Annotated in this window: 18 protein-coding genes, 1 tRNA gene and 1 pseudogene; 10 read left to right on the forward strand and 10 right to left on the reverse strand. The window is 51.5% G+C overall.

Annotated elements, in window-relative coordinates; genetic code table 11:
* The 3 genes from ACTQ34_RS11905 to ACTQ34_RS11915 all read left to right on the forward strand — a co-directional run.
* Positions 1 to 438, forward strand: a 438-nt coding sequence (locus ACTQ34_RS11905) for an iron chelate uptake ABC transporter family permease subunit (protein WP_441364017.1), incomplete at its 5' end; no start/stop codon positions are given.
* A 2-nt stretch (positions 439 to 440) separates the two neighbouring features.
* Entirely contained in the window at positions 441 to 1193 is a 753-nt protein-coding gene (locus ACTQ34_RS11910; RefSeq protein WP_441364018.1) for an iron ABC transporter ATP-binding protein, read from the forward strand.
* Positions 1194 to 1241: 48 nt separating this feature from the next.
* Positions 1242 to 2237: a siderophore ABC transporter substrate-binding protein gene (locus tag ACTQ34_RS11915; protein WP_441364047.1), complete on the forward strand. Its 996-nt coding sequence runs from the start codon at positions 1242 to 1244 to the stop codon at positions 2235 to 2237.
* A gap of 306 nt (positions 2238 to 2543) precedes the next feature.
* Here the strand turns inward: ACTQ34_RS11915 and ACTQ34_RS11920 are convergent.
* Positions 2544 to 2619 (reverse strand) — tRNA-Ala (locus ACTQ34_RS11920).
* 139 nt (positions 2620 to 2758) lie between these two features.
* Here ACTQ34_RS11920 and ACTQ34_RS11925 point away from each other — a divergent pair.
* A complete protein-coding gene (locus tag ACTQ34_RS11925; RefSeq protein WP_441364019.1) occupies positions 2759 to 4150 on the forward strand; it encodes a glycine--tRNA ligase in 1392 nt (463 codons plus the stop codon).
* 44 nt (positions 4151 to 4194) lie between these two features.
* Here ACTQ34_RS11925 and ACTQ34_RS11930 read toward each other — a convergent pair whose 3' ends face one another.
* The 3 genes and pseudogenes from ACTQ34_RS11930 to ACTQ34_RS11940 form a co-directional block, all read right to left on the reverse strand.
* Positions 4195 to 4413, reverse strand: a complete 219-nt coding sequence (locus tag ACTQ34_RS11930) for a DUF378 domain-containing protein (RefSeq protein WP_441364020.1) — start codon at positions 4411 to 4413, stop codon at positions 4195 to 4197.
* An 85-nt stretch (positions 4414 to 4498) separates the two neighbouring features.
* Positions 4499 to 5215, reverse strand: coding sequence for an NAD-dependent protein deacylase (locus ACTQ34_RS11935; RefSeq protein WP_441364021.1), 717 nt, complete (start codon positions 5213 to 5215; stop codon positions 4499 to 4501).
* Positions 5216 to 5230: 15 nt separating this feature from the next.
* Positions 5231 to 5752: pseudogene (locus ACTQ34_RS11940) on the reverse strand (nitroreductase family protein).
* A 168-nt stretch (positions 5753 to 5920) separates the two neighbouring features.
* Here ACTQ34_RS11940 and ACTQ34_RS11945 point away from each other — a divergent pair.
* The 3 genes from ACTQ34_RS11945 (at position 5921) to ACTQ34_RS11955 (ending at position 8661) form a co-directional block, all read left to right on the forward strand.
* Entirely contained in the window at positions 5921 to 7525 is a 1605-nt protein-coding gene (locus ACTQ34_RS11945) for an ABC-F family ATP-binding cassette domain-containing protein (RefSeq protein ID WP_441364022.1), read from the forward strand.
* Between the two features lie 7 nt (positions 7526 to 7532).
* Complete coding sequence (locus tag ACTQ34_RS11950) at positions 7533 to 7898, forward strand: DUF2752 domain-containing protein (RefSeq protein ID WP_441364023.1); 366 nt, start codon at positions 7533 to 7535, stop codon at positions 7896 to 7898.
* 151 nt (positions 7899 to 8049) lie between these two features.
* A complete protein-coding gene (locus ACTQ34_RS11955) occupies positions 8050 to 8661 on the forward strand; it encodes a CpXC domain-containing protein (RefSeq protein WP_441364024.1) in 612 nt (203 codons plus the stop codon).
* A gap of 45 nt (positions 8662 to 8706) precedes the next feature.
* On the opposite strand, the gene ACTQ34_RS11960 is transcribed toward ACTQ34_RS11955, so the two are convergent.
* Complete coding sequence (locus tag ACTQ34_RS11960) at positions 8707 to 9558, reverse strand: putative manganese transporter (RefSeq protein ID WP_441364025.1); 852 nt, start codon at positions 9556 to 9558, stop codon at positions 8707 to 8709.
* Between the two features lie 130 nt (positions 9559 to 9688).
* Between ACTQ34_RS11960 and ACTQ34_RS11965 the strand changes: the two genes are divergently transcribed.
* The gene (locus ACTQ34_RS11965) at positions 9689 to 11302 is read left to right on the forward strand and encodes a DEAD/DEAH box helicase (RefSeq protein WP_441364026.1); all 1614 of its coding nucleotides are present in this window, start codon (positions 9689 to 9691) and stop codon (positions 11300 to 11302) included.
* Positions 11303 to 11360: 58 nt separating this feature from the next.
* A complete protein-coding gene (locus ACTQ34_RS11970) occupies positions 11361 to 12542 on the forward strand; it encodes a phosphodiester glycosidase family protein (protein ID WP_441364027.1) in 1182 nt (393 codons plus the stop codon).
* 62 nt (positions 12543 to 12604) lie between these two features.
* Here the strand turns inward: ACTQ34_RS11970 and ACTQ34_RS11975 are convergent, their stop codons facing one another.
* From ACTQ34_RS11975 to ACTQ34_RS11995, 5 genes are all read right to left on the reverse strand, one after another.
* Positions 12605 to 13927 (reverse strand): replication-associated recombination protein A, encoded by a 1323-nt coding sequence (locus ACTQ34_RS11975; protein WP_441364028.1) that lies wholly within the window; start codon positions 13925 to 13927, stop codon positions 12605 to 12607.
* A 101-nt stretch (positions 13928 to 14028) separates the two neighbouring features.
* A complete protein-coding gene (locus ACTQ34_RS11980; protein WP_441364029.1) occupies positions 14029 to 15351 on the reverse strand; it encodes a hypothetical protein in 1323 nt (440 codons plus the stop codon).
* Between the two features lie 25 nt (positions 15352 to 15376).
* Entirely contained in the window at positions 15377 to 15901 is a 525-nt protein-coding gene (locus tag ACTQ34_RS11985; RefSeq protein ID WP_441364030.1) for an RNA polymerase sigma factor, read from the reverse strand.
* A 97-nt stretch (positions 15902 to 15998) separates the two neighbouring features.
* On the reverse strand, positions 15999 to 16664 hold the full coding sequence (locus ACTQ34_RS11990) for a hypothetical protein (protein ID WP_441364031.1): 666 nt from the start codon (positions 16662 to 16664) through the stop codon (positions 15999 to 16001).
* 98 nt (positions 16665 to 16762) lie between these two features.
* Positions 16763 to 18004 (reverse strand): 6-phosphofructokinase, encoded by a 1242-nt coding sequence (locus tag ACTQ34_RS11995; protein WP_441364032.1) that lies wholly within the window; start codon positions 18002 to 18004, stop codon positions 16763 to 16765.
* 249 nt (positions 18005 to 18253) lie between these two features.
* Here ACTQ34_RS11995 and fba point away from each other — a divergent pair, with 249 nt between their 5' ends.
* Positions 18254 to 19222: a class II fructose-1,6-bisphosphate aldolase gene (gene fba / locus ACTQ34_RS12000; protein ID WP_373165680.1), complete on the forward strand. Its 969-nt coding sequence runs from the start codon at positions 18254 to 18256 to the stop codon at positions 19220 to 19222.
* Positions 19223 to 19249 lie beyond the last annotated feature (27 nt).

The raw sequence follows: 19249 nt of genomic DNA on the forward strand, positions 1-19249 counted from the left end.
TTTCAGCACGTCTGCCTTGTATTCTGCACTGTATTTCTGTCCCATCTTCAACACCCTTTCTGTTCTTCATTATACCACCTTGGGTGTGCGGTTTTATTGTATCACTCCAAACAGGCAATCAATCTTGGCGTAGATTATGACCACTGCATCAGACGATTGTTGCTGGGTGTGACACTATGTATCGCAGTGGCTACCGCCATGGTGGGTCCTATCTCTTTTTTAGGACTTATCATTGCCAATCTTTCCCGTCAACTGCTTAAGACCTTTCGACATACTCAGCTGGTACTGGGTTCCGCCTTGTTCGGTATGATAGTTCTGGTTGGCGGACAACTCATCGTGGAGCGTGTCTATACATATTCCATCCCAGTGAGCGTTTTTATTACGGTAGGTGGAGGGGTTTATTTCCTTTACCTGCTCCTGACGAGAAAGAAGGTATAACGATGCAAATAAAAGAACTGACAAAGCAGTATGACGGAAAAACCGTTGTGGACGGTGTAACATTTTCCATTCCAAAAGGAAAAGTGATTTCCTTGATTGGGCCTAATGGCGCAGGAAAATCAACGGTAATGGGTATGATTTCCCGTCTGATTGCACAGGATAGCGGTCTTGTGCATTTTGAGGGCAAGGATATCAGTAAATGGAAAAGCAAAGAACTCTCCAAACGTTTGGCGATTTTGACGCAGAGCAACAATATTCAAATGAAGCTGACGGTGCGGGAGTTAGTGACGTTCGGGCGCTTCCCGTATTCGGGAAATCGCATTACTCCCGAGGATGTTTCGATAATTGATAGAGCAATTGAATATATGGAGCTGGAAGAATTTCAGCATCGCTTTATAGATGAAATGTCCGGTGGTCAGCGGCAGCGCGCTCTCATAGCTATGGTGATTGCCCAAGACACGGAATATGTGCTTTTGGATGAGCCTACCAATAATCTGGACATCTACCATGCAACCAACATGATGAAAATTGCTCGTCGTCTCTGCGACGAGCTGGGCAAAACCGTGATTCTGGTGCTGCATGAGATTAACTATGCGGCATTTTATTCTGATTATATCTGCGCTTTCAAGGACGGGAAAATTGCAAAGTTCGGCACGGTGGAGGAGGTGATGACCAAAGAGAACCTCTCCCGGATTTATCAAGTGGACTTTGAAATTCTGAATATTGCAGGAAAACCTTTGTCCATCTACTATTAAGTCCCTATTTTTCAGTACTTTTATAAAAAGGAGTCAAACACAATGAAAATGAAAAGGATGCTTTCTTTTGCGCTTGCAGGAGTAATGGCCTTGAGCCTGACGGCTTGTTCCGTCCAGGACAACGATAGTTCTTCTGATGGCAGCGGTCAGAGTATGGGTGACACGCTGGAGTCCGTAACCATCACCACTCGGAATGGGGCGTCCCAGCTTGTTGAACTGGAGGTTCCGTATAACCCACAGCGCATTGCGGTTATGGATCTGGCTGCCTTGGATATTTTGGACAAACTGGAGCAGGGCCATCGCGTGGTTGGGGTCTCGAAGGGTTCCTATGTTGACTATTTGCAGGAGTATGTGTCTGATGACAACATTGTCAATCTGGGTACTATCAAGGAGGCTGATTTGGAGGCCACTATGGCTTGTGACCCGGATGTTATTTTTATCGGTGGCCGCCTAAGTTCCTCGTATGATGCCCTCAGCGAAATTGCTCCAGTGGTTTATTTGGCTACTAACACGGAACTTGGCGTTGTGGAGAGTGTTCGACAAAATGCCACTACAATCGCTTCCATGTTTGGTCTGGAGGAAAAGGTGGATGAACTGATGGCGGGATTTGAGGGACGAATTACCGCGCTGCAGGAGGTCTCCGACGGCAAGACTGCTATCATAGGTATGTGTACCAGCGGCAGTTTCAATGTGCTGGGTAACGATGGGCGCTGCTCTATCATTGGCGTGGAAACAGGTTTTCAGAATGTTGGTGTGGATGCCAATATTGATACGTCTACTCACGGTAACGAGGCTTCTTTTGAGTTTGTTGTTTCGAAAGCGCCTGAATACATCTTTGTAATGGACCGGGATGCGGCTATCGGCACTGACGGTGCTAAACTGGCTCAGGAAATTATGGAAAATGAACTGATAATGGGTACTGAAGCATACCAAAATGGGAATGTGATCTATCTGGACCATCCAGCAGTGTGGTACACAGCGGAGGGTGGCATCACTGCGCTGGATGTGATGCTCTCCGATCTGGAAACGAAGTTGTTGGGGTAAATCCATTCCGCTCAGTGAAGCCGGCGGATCATGAGAATACCCATACTGCAATACAAAAAGCGGTCGAGACATGATTATTGTCTCGGCCGCTTCGCATTCATCAGATCGCCGGATATTCCAAAACTGCTCACATTAAGAAAATTTTAATAAAATGGCTTCAGAGCCACACAATATAGACTTATTTTACAGTTATCAGAAATGCATTTTTTAAAACACCATGTGCAGCATATATGGGGAATAGATAATGGAGATCTGGTCATGTATGTAAAAACATAAAAATAGACTTGCAAAGTGCAAGTCTATTTTTGGTGGACCTGAAGAGATTCGAACTCTCGACCTCTCGGATGCGAACCGAACGCTCTCCCAACTGAGCTACAGGCCCATAATTTATTTTTTTAAGCATTTTTTAACTGCTCTTGACAAGTAAATATTATACATGTAGAATAAACTCGTGTCAAGCATTTTTTTGGCTTGATGAAAAAAAGCGTGCATCAGCCAGATGCGCCAAAAGGAGAATGAAAATGAAAAACAGCGAAAAGACAATGGAAAAAATCGTCGCCCTGTGCAAGGGCCGTGGCTTCGTGTATTCCGGCTCGGAGATTTACGGTGGCCTTGCCAACACGTGGGATTATGGTCCGCTTGGCGTTGAATTCAAGAACAATGTCAAGGCGGCGTGGCGCAAGAAATTTGTGCAGGAAAGCCCCTATAATGTCGGTTTGGACTCTGCCATTCTGATGAACCCGACCACATGGGTAGCATCCGGCCACGTCGGCGGTTTTTCCGATCCGCTGATGGACTGCAAGGACTGCAAGACCCGTCATCGTGCTGATCAGCTGATTGAAGAGGCGACCGGTGAAAATCCGGCAGGTTGGACCAATGAGCAGATGAAGGCCTATATTGACGAGCATCAGATTGCCTGCCCGAATTGCGGCGGACATAACTTTACGGATATCCGTCAGTTCAATCTGATGTTTAAGACCTATCAGGGTGTTACCGAAAATGCAAAGAATGAGATATATCTGCGCCCTGAAACCGCACAGGGTATCTTTGTCAACTTCCAGAATATTCAGCGCACCACCCGTAAAAAGATTCCCTTCGGCGTAGGGCAGGTGGGTAAGTCTTTCCGCAATGAGATTACGCCCGGTAACTTCACGTTCCGTACTCGTGAGTTTGAGCAGATGGAGCTGGAGTTTTTCTGCAAGCCCGGCACCGATCTGGAGTGGTTCAAGTATTGGAAGGACTACTGCCACAACTGGCTGCTGTCGCTTGGCATGAGGGATGAGAACCTGCGTCTGCGCGACCATGACCCGGAAGAATTGAGCCACTATTCGAATGCGACTACCGATATTGAGTTCCTGTTCCCGTTCGGCTGGGGTGAGCTGTGGGGCATCGCCGACCGCACCGACTTCGACCTGACACAGCATCAGAACACTTCCGGTGTTTCGATGGAATATTTTGATCAGGAGGCAAACGAGAAGTATATTCCGTATGTTATCGAGCCGTCGCTCGGCGCCGACCGCGTAGCGCTTGCGTTCCTGTGCGACGCATATGACGAGGAAGTCGTTGGTCAGGACAAGAACGGCAAGGATGATGTACGCACTGTGCTGCGCCTGCATCCGGCGCTTGCACCGTTTAAGGCTGCGGTGCTGCCGCTGTCCAAGAAGCTGTCCGAAAAGGCGATGCCGATTTGGCAGGAGCTTTCCAAGCAGTTCTCGGTGGACTTCGACGATGCCGGTTCGATTGGCAAGCGTTATCGCCGCGAGGACGAAATCGGTACGCCGTACTGCGTCACGGTGGACTTTGAAACCGAGCAGGATGGCTGCGTAACCGTTCGTGACCGCGATACCATGGAGCAGGAGCGCATCAAGATTGAAGATGTAGCTGCCTATATTGCAGAGAAAATCGCATTTTAAGGCAACTATGTAGAAAAACCGCTGCATGTGCAGCGGTTTTTCTTTTAGGAAGTGTGACGATCCTCGTTATCGTTATTGCCGCGGAAGAGCAGGGAAATGCACCACAGCGCAGCCAATCCCACAAGGGAAAAAATGATGCGGCTCATTGCACTGGCCTGTCCGCCGAACAGAAAACCGACCAAATCAAACCCGAATAAGCCGATACTGCCCCAGTTCAGACCGCCAATAATGGCAAGAATCAATGCAAGTTTATCAAGAAACATAAAAACTCCCCTTTCCGGTTTTCCATAGTATGGCCGAAAAGGGGAGAAAACATGCGGACAAATCGATTTTTATGATGAAAATACATTACAATTGGGAAAACACCTGGCCGATTGGTGCGTGAATCACCAAATCCGCACGGCGGTCAGCAGGAGTTTCGGACTTGTTGACCAGAACCAGCTTGTTGCCGCGGTAGTAGTCAATCAAACCGGCGGCCGGATAGACCGCAAGAGAAGTGCCGCCGATGATGAGAATGTCTGCATTGCGGATGTATTCTACACTCTTGTTGATAGTATAGCTGTCCAGGCTTTCCTCATACAGCACAACATCTGGTTTGATGATGCCGCCGCATTCGCACTTGGGAACGCCAGTGCCGGCAGCAATGTCACGTACGTCGTACGGCTTGTGGCAGCGCATGCAGTAGTTGCGCAGAACAGAGCCATGCAGTTCCAAGACCTCTTTGGAGCCTGCTTTCTGATGCAGACCGTCAATGTTTTGTGTGACGACCGCGCGGCATTTGCCCATGCGCTCCCACTCGGCAAGTTTCAAGTGCGCGGCATTCGGTTCTGCATCCAATGCAAGCATTTTGGCGCGATAAAAACGGAAAAATTCTTCCGGTTCTGCCATAAAAAAAGTGTGGCTTAAAATGGTTTCCGGCGGATACTCGTATTGCTGATTATATAGGCCGTCTACCGAGCGAAAGTCCGGTATACCGCTTTCCGTAGAAACGCCTGCGCCACCGAAAAACACAATGTTATCACTGGCGTCCACCCATTCTTTCAGCTTGGCAATCTGTGCATCCATGCTTTTCCGCCTCCTTTATTCCACGAAGGAAACAATACCCTCCTTGCGGGGTTTTGCGGGTGTTTCCTTGGCGATATAGCCGATTGCAGCCGAACAGATGACGATATGATCCTCGGGTACACCATATTCGGTCAACAGGGCGCGCACCTTCGGGTCGTCACAGCACTCACGAATTTGGTTGATCCAGCACGAGCCGAGCCCGAGTTCTGTTGCCATGAGCAGCAGGTTTTCCATTGCGGCGGCACCATCGACAAAAGCGTGATGTTCATCGCGTTTGTAGGAGATAATAATATTGACCGGAGCACCGTAAAAATTATACTCTGGACCACGGTTGTCCGCTTCAGCGACTGCACGGGCCAGCGTCAGGGATTTTTCTGCGCTGTATACCACTGTGAAGTGTCAAAGATACTTGCCCATACCGGAAGGTGCCCATTCAGCGGCCTCAACCAGCTGCATGATCTGGTCTTTGGGAGGGAGCTTGGATTCAAACGCGCGCGTGGAGCGGCGGGATTTAATAGTCTGCATCAGATTGGACATGGAAAAAACCTCCTTGATTAGAATAAATATAGTATAGCCCTTGTGCGGTCAGGTTTCAAGACAACATCACCAAAAATACGAATTGATGTGTAAAAAAACTGTGAAAAGCAGGTTTTCTATGTTATACTGTTACAGATTAAAAATGATAAACAGGAGACGGATACGAATATGATTACGATCAGCGATCTGAGCTTGAATTTCAGCGGGGAGCCGCTGTTTAAGGATGTCAATCTGAAGTTTACGGAAGGAAACTGCTATGGCGTTATCGGTGCCAACGGCGCAGGAAAATCCACATTTTTGCGGATTCTGTCGGGCGATCTCGACCCGTCTACCGGTACGGTGTCCATTGCGCCCAAGACGCGCATGAGCGTTTTGAAGCAGGACCACTTTGCATTCAACGAGGAGACCGTACTCAATACTGTGCTCGGCGGCAATCCGCGCCTGCTGGAGGTCATGCAGGAGAAGGATGCGCTTTATATGAAGGACCCCTTCACCGAGGAGGATGGCAATAAAGCGGCAGAGCTTGAGGCCGAATTTGCCGAGATGGGCGGTTGGGAAGCGGAGACCGAAGCCGGTCAGCTGCTCAACGGTCTGGGTCTGGATGCAGATGCGATTTTCTATACCGAGATGCAGTATCTGGGCGACGTGGAAAAGGTAAAGGTTCTGCTCGCGCGCGCGTTGTTCGGCAAGCCGGATATTCTGCTGCTTGACGAGCCGACCAACCATCTGGATATTCAGGCTGTGCGTTGGCTGGAGGACTTCCTTGCGGATTTTGAGGGCACGGTTCTGGTTGTTTCGCATGACCGTCACTTCCTCAATAACGTTTGTACGCATATTGTCGATATCGACTACGGCAAAATCAAGCTGTATGTTGGTAACTATGAGTTCTGGTATGAGTCCTCGCAGCTTATTCAGCGCATGATCAAGGATCAGAACCGCAAGAATGAGGAGAAAATTAAGGAACTGCAGAACTTTATTCAGCGTTTTGCAGCCAACAAGTCCAAATCCCGTCAGGCAACCAGCCGCCGCAAGCTGATCGATAAGCTGACGGTTGAGGAGCTGCCCGCTTCCTCGCGTCGCTATCCGTGGGTGTCGTTTGCGGCTGACCGCGAGGCAGGCAAGGATATTCTGGAGGTACGCGGTATTTCCAAGACGATTGACGGGGAAAAGATTCTGGACAACGTATCCTTTATTGTGCGCCGTGGAGATAAGATTGCATTCATTTCGGATAACGAATTGGCGATGACCACGCTGTTCCAGATTTTGATGGGTGAGCTGAAACCGGACGAAGGCAGCTTCAAGTGGGGTGTAACCACCTCGCAGAGCTATTTCCCGAAGGACAACAACGAGTTCTTTGAGGGCCATACGGAAAATATGCTGGATTGGATTGCACCGTATTCGCGTACAGACACGCTGGAATCCACGCTGCGCGGCTTTTTGGGTCGCATGCTGTTTTCGGGCGACGATGTGTATAAGCCGGTGCGCGTGCTTTCGGGCGGTGAAAAGGTGCGTCTGATGCTCGCGCGCATGATGCTGTTTGGTTCTAATGTGCTGGTGATTGATCAGCCGACCAATCATCTGGATCTGGAATCCATTACGGCAGTCAACAATGGCGTGCGTGATTTCAAGGGAACGGTGCTGTTCGCTTCGCATGACCATGAGTTTGTACAGACGATTGCAACGCGTATCATTGAAATCCGCGATAAGGGTGTATTGGATAAGGAATGCACGTATGATGAATTCCTTGAGTTCCGCGAAACCTATCAGGGCTAAGGGTCAAATGAAAAAAGGGATATATGGCCTGCTGGTACTGCTGGCGATGGTCGCGGCGGCTTTTATATCTTCCTCCTTGTTAGGATGGGGATGTCCAGTACAACATTTTACCGGAATACCCTGTCCGGGTTGCGGTTTGTCGCGGGCAGCCTTCGCACTGCTGCGGCTGGATTTTTGGATGGCCTTTCGCTATAATCCGATGATTTATATATTGCCACCCATTGTGCTTTTGATTCTGTTTCGGAATAAGCCGCTGCTTGGTACGAAGAAGCGAGAAAGTATTCTGCTGTGGAGTGTGATGGCACTCTGGGCGTGCATCTGGATTGTGCGATTGGCAATGCGCGATCCGCTGATCTGCGGCGCTGCGGCATAAGGTTATCGTTTTGTGAAAACGCATGGCTATTCACCATGCGTTTTCTTTATAATAATTAAGAAACAGGATAGGCTGCATTGCTTGCTTCATCGCAGAAAACTGTGGTATAATAAATTAAATTGGGCATATACCTAGGAGGCAAACCGGAATCATGATTATCACTTGTCCGCACTGTCAGACGGAAACCGACTATAAGGTGCACGATCATATCAATATTGACCGCAATCCTGAATTGCGGGCGCAGGTGCAGGATCTGTCCTGTTTCCGTGTCAAATGCCCCAATTGCGGTGAGACGGCGCTTGTCGTTCACCCGTGTCTGTATCATGACATGGCCAATCAGTTCATGGTCTGGCTGTGGCCGGAGGAGGGCGAAGCGCCCAAGGCGCAGTTCGACCCGCTGGCCGGCTATACGCTGCGCATCGTGGACAGTCTTAACGCCTTCCGCGAGAAAATCAACATTCTGGAGCGGGGCCTGGATGACCGCGCGGTAGAAATCATGAAGCTGTTGTTGTTTACGCAGCTCAATCATGACTTGGATGTTGTGGAGCTGTTGTTCCATGAATTGGACGAGCGTACCGGAGACTTCCGATTCGTCGCTGTGTTGTCCGATGGAGCAGAGCAGTATGCTGCCATGCCGGGTGCGGTTTATCAGCGTCTGCGGGAAGACGTAGAAACCTATTTGTATACGCCCGGCGGCGATTTTACCAAGATCGATATGGCATGGGCGCATAGTGCGCTGGAACTGCTGCATGAGTTGGGATAAAAAACGGCCTTTCCGTAAGGAAAGACCGTTCGATATGAATTTGTCTTAGCCAAAGAAAACCTGCACCAGCGTGCCGCCAATGACAGCAACGGCGAACGTGGCTGCGATTACGGGCATCGCGCGATGCCGGCCCTCTTTTTCCTCAAACAGCACGATGTAACCAAAGCCTGCGCCGGTGGAAAGCCCTGCTATCAGAGCGCCGAAGCTGATGGTGCCGCCAACAAACAGCTCGGACAGCAGCACGCTCATAGCGCAGCTGGGAATCAGGCCGAGGATAGCGCACAGGAGCGGCTGGAAGATGCTGTCGGATAGAAGAAGGGATGCAAGTACTTCTTCGCCGATGAGATGCACGACCAGATTTAAAACAAGAAGTACGGCAAACAGGAAAAATGCAGTTTTCAGAGTGTGCCAAATGACACTCCAAACCGGGGAACCTGCACTACAATCACAGGATGACATTTCAATTTCCAATTCTTCGTCACTGTTCGGACGATGACGGCGGAATACGGTATAGCGCAAGATGTAGCCGCCGATGACGGCGATGGCAAACTTGACAACCAGCAGAGATACAACCTGCGGCACACTGGCGCCGCCGGCGAGCATAACGGGGACTGCCTCATCCGAAGTGGCCAAAAAGACGGCAACCAATGTGGCGGGCGCGAGGTATCCGGCAGAGAATAGTGCAGCAGCCGCAGCGGAAAAACCGCATTGCGGAATGGTTCCAGCCAGCGCACCGACCACTGGGCCAAACTGTGCGGCCCGTGAGAGTAGAGCCGGTGTATTGGTCAGCCGGTTTTCGATATAATAGAGAAGAGCATATACCACAAGCAAGAGCGGTACTGTCTTGAGAACATCGAAAAACGCTTCCGGCAAAACGTGAGATACGATATCGAGCAATAATTTCACCTCATAGCAAATAACAGTTAAACACAGACAACTACAGAACAGTATAACACATTATCATGCAATCGGGCAAGAAAGATTTGCCCCAAATACACCAGTTTTGAAAAGGAAACGATCGAAGGATATGAAATTTAGCGAACTTAAAATTGAAAGAAATATACTCAAAGCACTGCGTGAAGCCGGGTATGACGAACCGACGCCCATTCAGCAAAAGGCGATTCCGCCGGTTTTGGAGGGACATGACCTGATGGGTTGTGCACAGACCGGTACCGGCAAAACCTGCGCGTTCTCGGTTCCGATTATTCAGCGTCTTGCCGGTTCAAGGGGGAAAGCCGGTACGATTCGCGCGCTGATTCTAACGCCGACGCGGGAACTGGCGCTGCAGATTTATGAAAATGTATGCCAGTATGCGCGGTATACGCCGTGCACCGCAGCGGTCATCTTTGGCGGTGTGTCGCAGGTACCGCAGGTGGAGGCTATTGCGCGCGGTGCGGAGATTTTGATTGCAACCCCCGGCCGGTTGTGGGATTTGATGGGGCAAGGTGTTGTAAAACTAGATAAAGTAGAATGCTTTGTGTTGGATGAGGCTGATCGCATGCTGGACATGGGCTTTTTCCCGGATGTCAAGCGTATCATCAAATATCTGCCGTCTAAGCGGCAGACGCTGCTGTTTTCCGCAACCATTCCGAAGGAAATTGCTGCACTGGCAGACAGCTTGCTCACCAATCCTGCCCGCATTTCCATTACGCCGTCCGCCAAGCCGGTAGAAAAAATCGAACAAAAGGTTTTCTTGGTGGAGAAAGCGGAAAAAAGGGAACTGTTAATCGATACGATTCGTCAAAGCAACGTACACCAGACGCTGGTCTTTACGCGTACTAAGCACGGTGCAGACCGCGTTGCACGCGATTTGAACCGCGCGGGGATTGCGGCAAAAGCCATTCATGGCGATAAGAGCCAGAATCAGCGTCAGCGTGCGCTGGAGGATTTTAAGGCGTGCAAAATCGCTGTACTCGTCGCGACCGATATTGCTGCGCGCGGTATTGATATCAGTGAACTGCCGCTGGTCATCAACTTTGATCTGCCCAATATTCCGGAAACCTATGTCCATCGCATTGGCCGTACGGGACGTGCGGGGCAGGAGGGAACGGCGATTTCATTCTGTGACCAGTCCGAGTGTCCATATCTGGCGGATATTGAGAAGCTGATTGGCAAACGCATTCCGCTTGCAGGAGAAATTCCGCACGTGGAGAAAGAAAACGAACGGGCAGGACGGGAATCCGGTCAGCGCAAAACGACCAATGTGCGTACACGACGCAAGGCGGTTTCGGAGAAGGCTTCCGCGGAGGAGGTTGCCGCGGATGTGGCAAGGGAAAAGGCAGCCAAGCAAAAGGCACGCAAAAATGCTGCCGCAAAGCGTCCCTCCCGCAAGGAGAAGGCGGCAGAAGCGCAAAATGAACAGCGTGCAAAGGCGGCTGCACCTCGCGCAAGAAAAACGGCTTCGTCTCGTTCGAGGGGGCGCCGCAATGATCCCTATGCGCGTTTTGAGAAAAATGAACCTCGCGTGGATGCGCATACGCCGTCGCGTGCCTATGCCCTGAGCGAAGAAGCGGCGGCGCGTATTCGGAAAAAGGTGGAGGATGCGTTGGCGGCGCGTGCACAAAAAGCATCCGCTCCGGTAGAGCCGGTTATGAAAAATACAAAAAATGCTGCTCGTCGGAGACGGCGCAGCGCGAGATAACCGGCTGGAAGAGTCCCCTCTTAGATAGAAAAATGAGCAGGAAAAGGAGTAAACAACGATGAACGGCGCACGACACCGCTTTGCCCTTGGGCTAACCTGTTTTTTTCTGATATGCGTGACAGTGGTTTACCCCTTCCTGCTTTATACGCCAAATGCGTTTATCAGCCGGTGGAGAGAGTGGTATATTGAAACTGCAATGGGAACAATGACACACCAATGGCTGGCCACTTGGTTTATCCCGGGCGATATCATCGAAGAAGTAATGGCGAAGCGTTATTTGCTCAACCAGAAGCAAGAAGGTATCACGAGCGCATGGGGCAATGTGGACGATAAAGATACAAAGGCGTCTACGCCAAAAGAGCAATTTTATCAAACTTTTTCCGAGTTGGACGAAGACAGCTTTGAAGGGTTCCTCCGGGACAATCCGGAGTACATAGCCGACGGATATGACCATATCAATATTGACCTTATTGGCGATGCCACGCAAAAGAATTACAACACCGGCATAGTCACCAAACAAGGGGATACGGTTTTAGCGATCAATGCGGAGCATGGCATCCTGATTGCGGAGATTGTTGGTGAAGACTCGCTCGGTATGGAATATGCCGGCAAGGTTGCGCTTTGCAAAAAACCGGAAAATGTATTTGTCGGAACATGTGAAGGGTTGTTTTCCTATGGCTCTTATGTTTCTGACATGGTGCGGAATTATAATGCCATTTTGGGTATCAATGCGTCTGGTTTTGCGGATTATGAAGGCAATGGAACGGGTGGCTTGCCGTATGGTTTCTTAAAAAGCCAAGGAGAAAAACTACAGAATGCTGTTGGCGATACCTGGAAGATTATTGGCTTTGATAAAGAGGATCATCTGCAGATCGGTGCGTTCACCGATACATCCAATCTGCGTGATGCGGTGGAATTTCATCCGGCGTTGATTATCAACGGAGAGAACCTAGTGGCAGGGACAGGTCTTAATGAGCAGCAGCCACGTACCGCCATCGGTCAGGCAGAGGACGGAACGGTTATTATGCTGGTGGTGGATGGACGTCAGTTCCATTCTTTCGGTATTTCCATTGAGCGGTGCGCTGGTATCATGGAATCCTATCATGCCTATCAGGCGTCCATGCTGGACGGCGGTTCGTCGTCCGTGATGGTGTATCAAGGCCGAGAAGTAACCAGTCCGACCACCTTATCGAAAAACCCGGAAGGGCGTTATCTGCCGGATGCATTTTTGATTCGATAAATCTTCAGATAGCATAATACAAACAAAAGCACGGCAATTTGCCGTGCCTTTGTTTTGTGCGGCTATAGTTTACGGTGCTGTTGTTTCCATGCCTTGATTTGCGCAAGGCGTGTCTTGTATTTACTTTCCGAACCCTGTTCGGTCGGATGGTAGTATTCGCGGCCTTCCAGCGAATCCGGCAGACATTGCATATTAGTCAGTTTGTCGGCGGTATCGTGCGCGTATTGATAGCCCTTGCCGTAATCCAGCTCCTTCATCAGTCTGGTGGGAGCGTTGCGAATCACGAGCGGTACCGGTTCGGAGAGCTGCGTTAAAGCATCTTTTTTTGCGCTTTCATATGCGATATACAGCGCGTTGGATTTTGGTGCAAGCGACAGGTAAACCACAGCATGTGTCAGATGAACGCTGCACTCTGGCATTCCGATAAAGTGACATGCCTGATAGGCTGCAACTGCAATTTCCAACGCACGCGAGTCGGCCATGCCGACATCTTCGCTGGCGAAGCGGATCACGCGCCGCGCAACATAGAGCGGGTCTTCACCGGCCTCCAGCATACGTGCCAGCCAGTAGACCGCTGCGTCAGGATCGGAATTGCGCATGGACTTGTGCAGCGCAGAAATGAGGTTATAGTGTTCTTCGCCGGTCTTGTCATATAACAGAGACTTTTTGGAGATGCATTGTTCAAGAGTCTCCCGCGTGACGGTGACAGTCTTTCCGTCTGTATCGCTGTTGAGCACAAGCATTTCGAGCGTGGATAGCGCGGCGCGCGCGTCGCCATTGGCAAAGTTTGCGATTGCTTCCAGCATGTCTGGCTCGATTTGGATTTTCTGCGCGCCAAAGCCGCGTGGGTCGGTCAGCGCGCGGGAGAGCAGGGAAGTAAGGTCATCCGTTGTAAGCGCTTGCAGCACAAATACTTTACAGCGCGACAAAAGTGCGCCGTTGACCTCAAACGACGGGTTTTCGGTCGTGGCGCCGATTAGGATAATGCTGCCCTTTTCAACGAAGGGGAGGAAAGCGTCCTGCTGTGCCTTGTTAAAACGGTGAATCTCGTCCACAAACACGATGGTCCGTTCACCGAAGCGACGGTTGTCCTCGGCCTGCTGCATGACCTGCCGGATTTCCTTGATGCCGCTGGTGACAGCGGAAAAGTCGATAAACGTTGCCTTGGTGCGGTTTGCGATGATGCGTGCCAGCGTGGTTTTGCCAACACCGGGCGGTCCCCAGAAGATCATGGAGCTGACGCGGTCGCTTTCGATCAGCCGGCGCAGCACCTTGCCTTCTCCCAGCAGATGGGACTGCCCGACAAACTCGGATAGGTCGCGTGGGCGCAGCCGCGCTGCGAGTGGACGGCTATCATCTCCGCCAAATAGGGTTTGTTGTTCCATGCCGCGCACCTCCTTCGTATGATATCTGTATTATATCACCGAACAAATGTTCCTGCAAGACGACATGAAAAATCCTCTCCAAAATGGAGAGGATTTTTAAGTTATTGCAGGGGAACGTCCACGCCGTCGAAGTTCAGCAAGACGATATCGGACGGATCAAGCGGTTCATCAAATTCCCATTGGTCGTGTGCGTAGCCCATACCGTCCGGTAAAGGATCGCCGTTGTCATCCAGTACGGTACCCCAGCCACCGTCGATGCAATTGTTGGTGAGGTACAGCTTTTCGCCGTCTTTGGTTATAGCGTAGGTGGGGCGATAGCCAAGCCTGGTGCCCTTGCTGGAAGAACGCGCAGATATTCCAATTTCAGAGACGCGGATTTCTTCGACCAGCGCACCGCCAACCTGTACATTCGGGTGATAGACAACCTCATCGGCCGTCTCTACTGTGATGGTGCATGACCAGATGCCTTCGACGGGGGAGTGCAGCTGATAAGTGCCTTGCAAGTCGCCAAAGGTCAAATAGGGGAGATCTTCCGGGGTGATGTCGAATACTTCGTCAAAATACCATTGGTCGTTGTACTGAAAGTATCTCCCGCCACCCAAATGCTGTTCTGGATTACGTTCGTCGGTAGCGCGGCTATGTATTGTGCTGCCGGAATGATTGGCTTCTCCCAGAAATGCGACTTGAATATGCAACTTGCCGTCCTCGCCAAAGCCGACCGAGGACAGGCGGACGCGGTTACTGCCTTCCAGTTCGCAGGGTGTCTGTTCAGGAATTAACGGAATGTGCTCTGCAAAGAGCGGCACGCCCATGTCCGGCGTCATGTTTTTCAGTCCGGTAACGGACAGCATCTCGCGTGGGAAATCGACCGTTTCCGCTGCGCGTGCAGAAGGCTGGAAACTGCTGAAAGACACGTCGATCTCGGCGCCGTCTGTGACCGGACGGCCTATGCTGTCGATCTCGATGAGTGCGGTGCGGCTATTTTCGTCATAGTATACTACTCGCTCGCCGCCTCTCCATCCGTTGATGGCCGGCGTGTCTTTATCCTGTTCATGGTCGATCCAGCCGTTAATTAGCATATCGTCGCTGAGCCGGTCGCCGGTTTTGTCCTGTACCTCGACCCACACGCGCACGAGATTGCTGCTTGCCAGCGCGGCCACCGGCCGCACTTCAATGCCGTTGTCCTCGACAGCAATGCCGGTAATAGGCTGGCTTTGCTCAGAAAAACTGCCAAGCGCATTTTGCAGCGCGGCTCGGATAGCCGGAATAGCGGCGGCGAATGCAGAAAAGGTAAGCAGCGCAGCGAGTATCGCTGCTAAAGCAATTCTTCCAGCCGTCCAGCGCGGCTTAGTACGGCGAGAATGAAGCTGTTGGAGAATTGCTGCGCGCCGTTCGGGCGAGAGTGTAATATTTGGCATCATCATATCCAAATCCCTCCTCATATTGCGTTTATTCATCGTAGTACCATCCTTTCAAGGCTTCGCGCAGCATTTTGCGGGCGCGGGATAGGCGAGCGGTGACAGTCGAGACATCCACATGCAAAACGTCTGCAATTTCGCGCGCTTTAAGTTCTTGATAATAGTACAAGATGATGACTTCTCGGTAAGGACGTGACAGTGCCAGAATTGCGCGCGGCAGCGTGTCATCCACCTGCGGGTCATCCGTGGAGGCAAAGAGCGCATCCAATTCTTCGGCAGGGGCGTGGCGGCGTTTCCACGGGGAACGCAGATAGCTTTTGCACACGTTGATCGCAATGCGGGTGATCCAGGTCAGCTCGCTGCCTTCGCCGCGAAATTTGTCCGCATTGCGCCATGCTTTAATCAGGGTTTCTTGCACCGCGTCCTCGGCCAGATGCGCATCCTTGAGGTAGAGCGTGCACAGACGCAGCAAGCGGTCGCCCCAGTCATCGAGCAGGCGTGCAAAGCCGTCCTCGTCCTGCAGATACGAGGGAGCCTTGTTTTCGGTCGATTCCACAGCGACTTCACATCCTTTTGATCATTTGACGCACAAGAGGGCAAAATTACTGCAAAAAATTGAGGCTTTTTAAAAGCCTCAATTGAAATGTAGCTCATCACTCATAAGCAACCGGCTCACCGGTCAGCACATCATAATAATACCAACGCTCACTATCATCATCCACGAAAAAGTAAATGCCGAGGGGGCTCTCTAAGCGGTCGCCCGTAATACGACCGATAAATCTGCCGCCTTCGGCTTCGCCAATCGGTGTGATTTGTGCAACAGAGATCGGATGCATGACCAGCAGGTACAGCGGTAGTATTACGAGAAGCGGCGCATAAAATATCAGCAGTAGGATAAAAGTGTTCTGCATCCGGCTGCGTGCAGGACGCGGCTGCATTGGTTGGCGGAAGGGCAGAAGCCGATACAGCCAGATTGCCATGCCGATCAGCACCAGCAGGCATAGCCACCAGATGTCAATCCGATACCATATGTTGTACCAGCTACTGTACTCCAGCAGCAGATAGGCCAATGCAGTGCACAGCAACAACAGCAGTACGCCCTGCCAGCGCGGTGTACGGTCGGGCCGTTTGCGTTCAATATATTCGACGTCTACCAAGGGAATCAGCAGCATCGCTGCGCCCCAGATCCACAGATAGACTCCATTGATACCAAGGGCGTCGTCATATGCGAAGTTAAGCCAAGTGGCAAGGCCGCTTGCTGTAAGCCATGCGGCGATGGCCAGCACGGCCAGAACGGGGGTGGAAAGCTGTTTTTTCATCTCTATCCCACCTTTCGAAAAAGCAAACGGGCAAAGCCTTGCGGCTTTGCCCGTTTTATCATTCTGCGCCGCAAGGCGCTATTCATGAAAAGAGAAACTTACGCTTCCGCCTTGATCTTCTTGAGCTTGGCAAAGCGCGGCAGGCCGTTCACCTTCGGGCCTACGTTCTCGCCGGCGATCAGCGGCATAGCATATTCGACGAACTTCTCGGTTACGCCGTTGCCTTCCTCGTTGATCCAGTCACGCGGAACCTTCTTCTCGGTGTTGGCAACCTCGGACAGCGGGAGCAGCTCGATCTCGCACTTGTAGCCGTTCGCGTCACGAGTGCACTTGAAGCCCGGCATGTAGTCGGTCTTGCCGGCAACAGCGTTCTCAACAGCAGCCTTACCGGACATGTAGGACTCGTCTACGTCGGTCTTGGAAGCGCAGTGCGCCGCGCAGCGCTGGAGCAGAGAAAGCTCGATGCCGCGGACCTTGCAGCCCAGCTCGTTCTTAACGGTGTCAGCCAGCATAGCAGCCAGACCGCCCAGCTGTGCATGGCCAAAGCCGTCGGTTGCAGAAGTCTTAGCCTCGGATACGAAGGAGCCGTCTGCATAGTGGATGCCTTCAGAAACAGCAACCAAGCAGTTGCCCTGTTCTGCATAAATGCGCTTTACATCTGCGAGGAACTTCTGCATATCGAAGTCGGTCTCGGGGAGGTAAATGAGATCCGGACCTGCGCCCATCGCGGTTGCCAGACCAGCAGCACCAGCCAGCCAGCCGGCATGACGGCCCATGATTTCAACGACACAAACCATGCCGGTATCGTAAACGCGCGCATCCTGATAGATTTCCATGCAGGAGGTAGCAATATACTTGGCAGCGGAAGCGTAGCCCGGGCAATGGTCGGTACCGAACAGATCGTTATCGATGGTCTTCGGAATGCCCATAACGCGGCACTCGTAGCCGGACTTCATCATATACTTGGAAACCTTGTTGCAGGTATCCATGGAGTCGTTGCCGCCGTTGTAGAAGAAATAACGGATGTCGTACTTCTTGAAGATTTCAAGAATGCGCTTGTAATCGGTGTCGTCCACATCCGGGTCAGCCAGCTTATAACGGCAGGAGCCGAGGGCAGAGGACGGGGTATAGCGCAGAAGAGCCAGCTCTTCGCGGTCTTCCTTGTCGATGTCGTACAGCTCGTCGTTCAGCAGGCCCTTGATGCCGTGTGCCATGCCGAATACACGGGTGATGGACGGGTTGTCCAGCGCGGTCTCCAACGCGCCGAGCACGGAAGAATTGATGACCGAAGTCGGGCCACCCGACTGGCCGATGACGCAAGCGCCTTTCAGTTCACTCATAATGATAAACCTCCTAACAATTTAAAACACAGGGTTTGCCCACTGCATTTTCTTGCAATATAAGGGTAACATAAAACTGTTTCAAAATCAATGCAAAACAAAATTTTTTGCATACAGCCGCACATTTTAGGCAGAAAAGCAAAAAATGGGCGCAATCTTTCTGATGCACTTGATTTTATGCGAACATACTGATAAAATAAAGGAAGAATTCAGCTTAGGCTAATTTGTTTGTAGGAAAGGAAGTTTACTATGCCATTAGTTACTACTACCGAGATGTTTAAGAAGGCCTATGCGGGCGGCTATGCTGTCGGTGCCTTCAACGTAAACAACATGGAAATCGTACAGGGCATCACCGAGGCTTGCCAGGAGCAGAAGGCTCCGGTTGTGCTGCAGGTTTCCAAGGGTGCGCGCGCTTACGCTAACCACACCTATCTGGTGAAAATGGTGGAAGCTGCGGTGCAGGAGTGCCCGGACGTTCCGATCGCGCTGCATCTGGACCACGGCCCGGACTTTGAGACCTGCAAGTCCTGCATTGACGGCGGTTTTACTTCGGTTATGATCGACGCTTCCAGCAAGCCGTTCGACGAGAACGTTGAGATCACCAAGAAGGTTGTTGAGTACGCACATGCGCACGGCGTTGTTGTTGAGGCAGAGCTGGGCACGCTGGCAGGCGTTGAGGACGACGTAAAGGTTTCCGCTGAGGACTCCTCCTACACCCGTCCGGAAGAAGTAGAAGAGTTCGTTTCGCGCACCGGCTGTGACTCGCTGGCAATTGCCATCGGTACCTCCCACGGCGCTTACAAGTTCACCCCCGAGCAGTGCACCCGCAACGAGCAGGGCATTCTGGTTCCGCCTCCGCTGCGCTTTGACGTGCTGGAGGAAGTCTCCAAGCGTCTGCCGGGCTTCCCGATCGTTCTGCACGGTTCTTCTTCTGTTCCGCAGAAGTTTGTTGACATCATCAACGCGCACGGCGGCAAGATGCCCGATGCAATCGGCATTCCGGAGGAAGAGCTGCGTCAGGCTGCTAAGCTGTCCGTCTGCAAGATCAACATTGACTCGGATATCCGTCTGGCTATTACCGCTACTATTCGTGAGTACTTTGACGAGCATCCGGATCACTTCGATCCCCGTCAGTACCTCAAGCCCGCTCGTCAGGCTGTCAAGGACATGGTTGCTCACAAGCTGGTCCATGTGCTCGGCTGCAACGGCAAGGCATAAGAAGTTTCTGCGTTGGAAACCGTTCGA

The organism is Agathobaculum sp. LCP25S3_E8, from assembly GCF_052117165.1.
Lineage (GTDB): Bacteria > Bacillota > Clostridia > Oscillospirales > Butyricicoccaceae > Agathobaculum.

Excerpts from the sequence above, each read along its gene's own strand:
- ACTQ34_RS11945 (WP_441364022.1), top strand. The coding sequence starts at position 5,921 with ATGATTACGATCAGCGATCTGAGCTTGAATTTCAGCGGGGAGCCGCTG.
- ACTQ34_RS11980 (WP_441364029.1), bottom strand. The coding sequence starts at position 15,351 with ATGATGATGCCAAATATTACACTCTCGCCCGAACGGCGCGCAGCAATT.
- ACTQ34_RS11970 (WP_441364027.1), top strand. The coding sequence starts at position 11,361 with ATGAACGGCGCACGACACCGCTTTGCCCTTGGGCTAACCTGTTTTTTT.
- ACTQ34_RS11995 (WP_441364032.1), bottom strand. The coding sequence starts at position 18,004 with ATGAGTGAACTGAAAGGCGCTTGCGTCATCGGCCAGTCGGGTGGCCCG.
- ACTQ34_RS11965 (WP_441364026.1), top strand. The coding sequence starts at position 9,689 with ATGAAATTTAGCGAACTTAAAATTGAAAGAAATATACTCAAAGCACTG.
- ACTQ34_RS11950 (WP_441364023.1), top strand. The coding sequence starts at position 7,533 with ATGAAAAAAGGGATATATGGCCTGCTGGTACTGCTGGCGATGGTCGCG.
- ACTQ34_RS11975 (WP_441364028.1), bottom strand. The coding sequence starts at position 13,927 with ATGGAACAACAAACCCTATTTGGCGGAGATGATAGCCGTCCACTCGCA.
- ACTQ34_RS11990 (WP_441364031.1), bottom strand. The coding sequence starts at position 16,664 with ATGAAAAAACAGCTTTCCACCCCCGTTCTGGCCGTGCTGGCCATCGCC.
- ACTQ34_RS11930 (WP_441364020.1), bottom strand. The coding sequence starts at position 4,413 with ATGTTTCTTGATAAACTTGCATTGATTCTTGCCATTATTGGCGGTCTG.
- ACTQ34_RS11915 (WP_441364047.1), top strand. The coding sequence starts at position 1,242 with ATGAAAAGGATGCTTTCTTTTGCGCTTGCAGGAGTAATGGCCTTGAGC.
- ACTQ34_RS11910 (WP_441364018.1), top strand. The coding sequence starts at position 441 with ATGCAAATAAAAGAACTGACAAAGCAGTATGACGGAAAAACCGTTGTG.
- ACTQ34_RS11955 (WP_441364024.1), top strand. The coding sequence starts at position 8,050 with ATGATTATCACTTGTCCGCACTGTCAGACGGAAACCGACTATAAGGTG.
- ACTQ34_RS11925 (WP_441364019.1), top strand. The coding sequence starts at position 2,759 with ATGAAAAACAGCGAAAAGACAATGGAAAAAATCGTCGCCCTGTGCAAG.
- ACTQ34_RS11935 (WP_441364021.1), bottom strand. The coding sequence starts at position 5,215 with ATGGATGCACAGATTGCCAAGCTGAAAGAATGGGTGGACGCCAGTGAT.
- fba (WP_373165680.1), top strand. The coding sequence starts at position 18,254 with ATGCCATTAGTTACTACTACCGAGATGTTTAAGAAGGCCTATGCGGGC.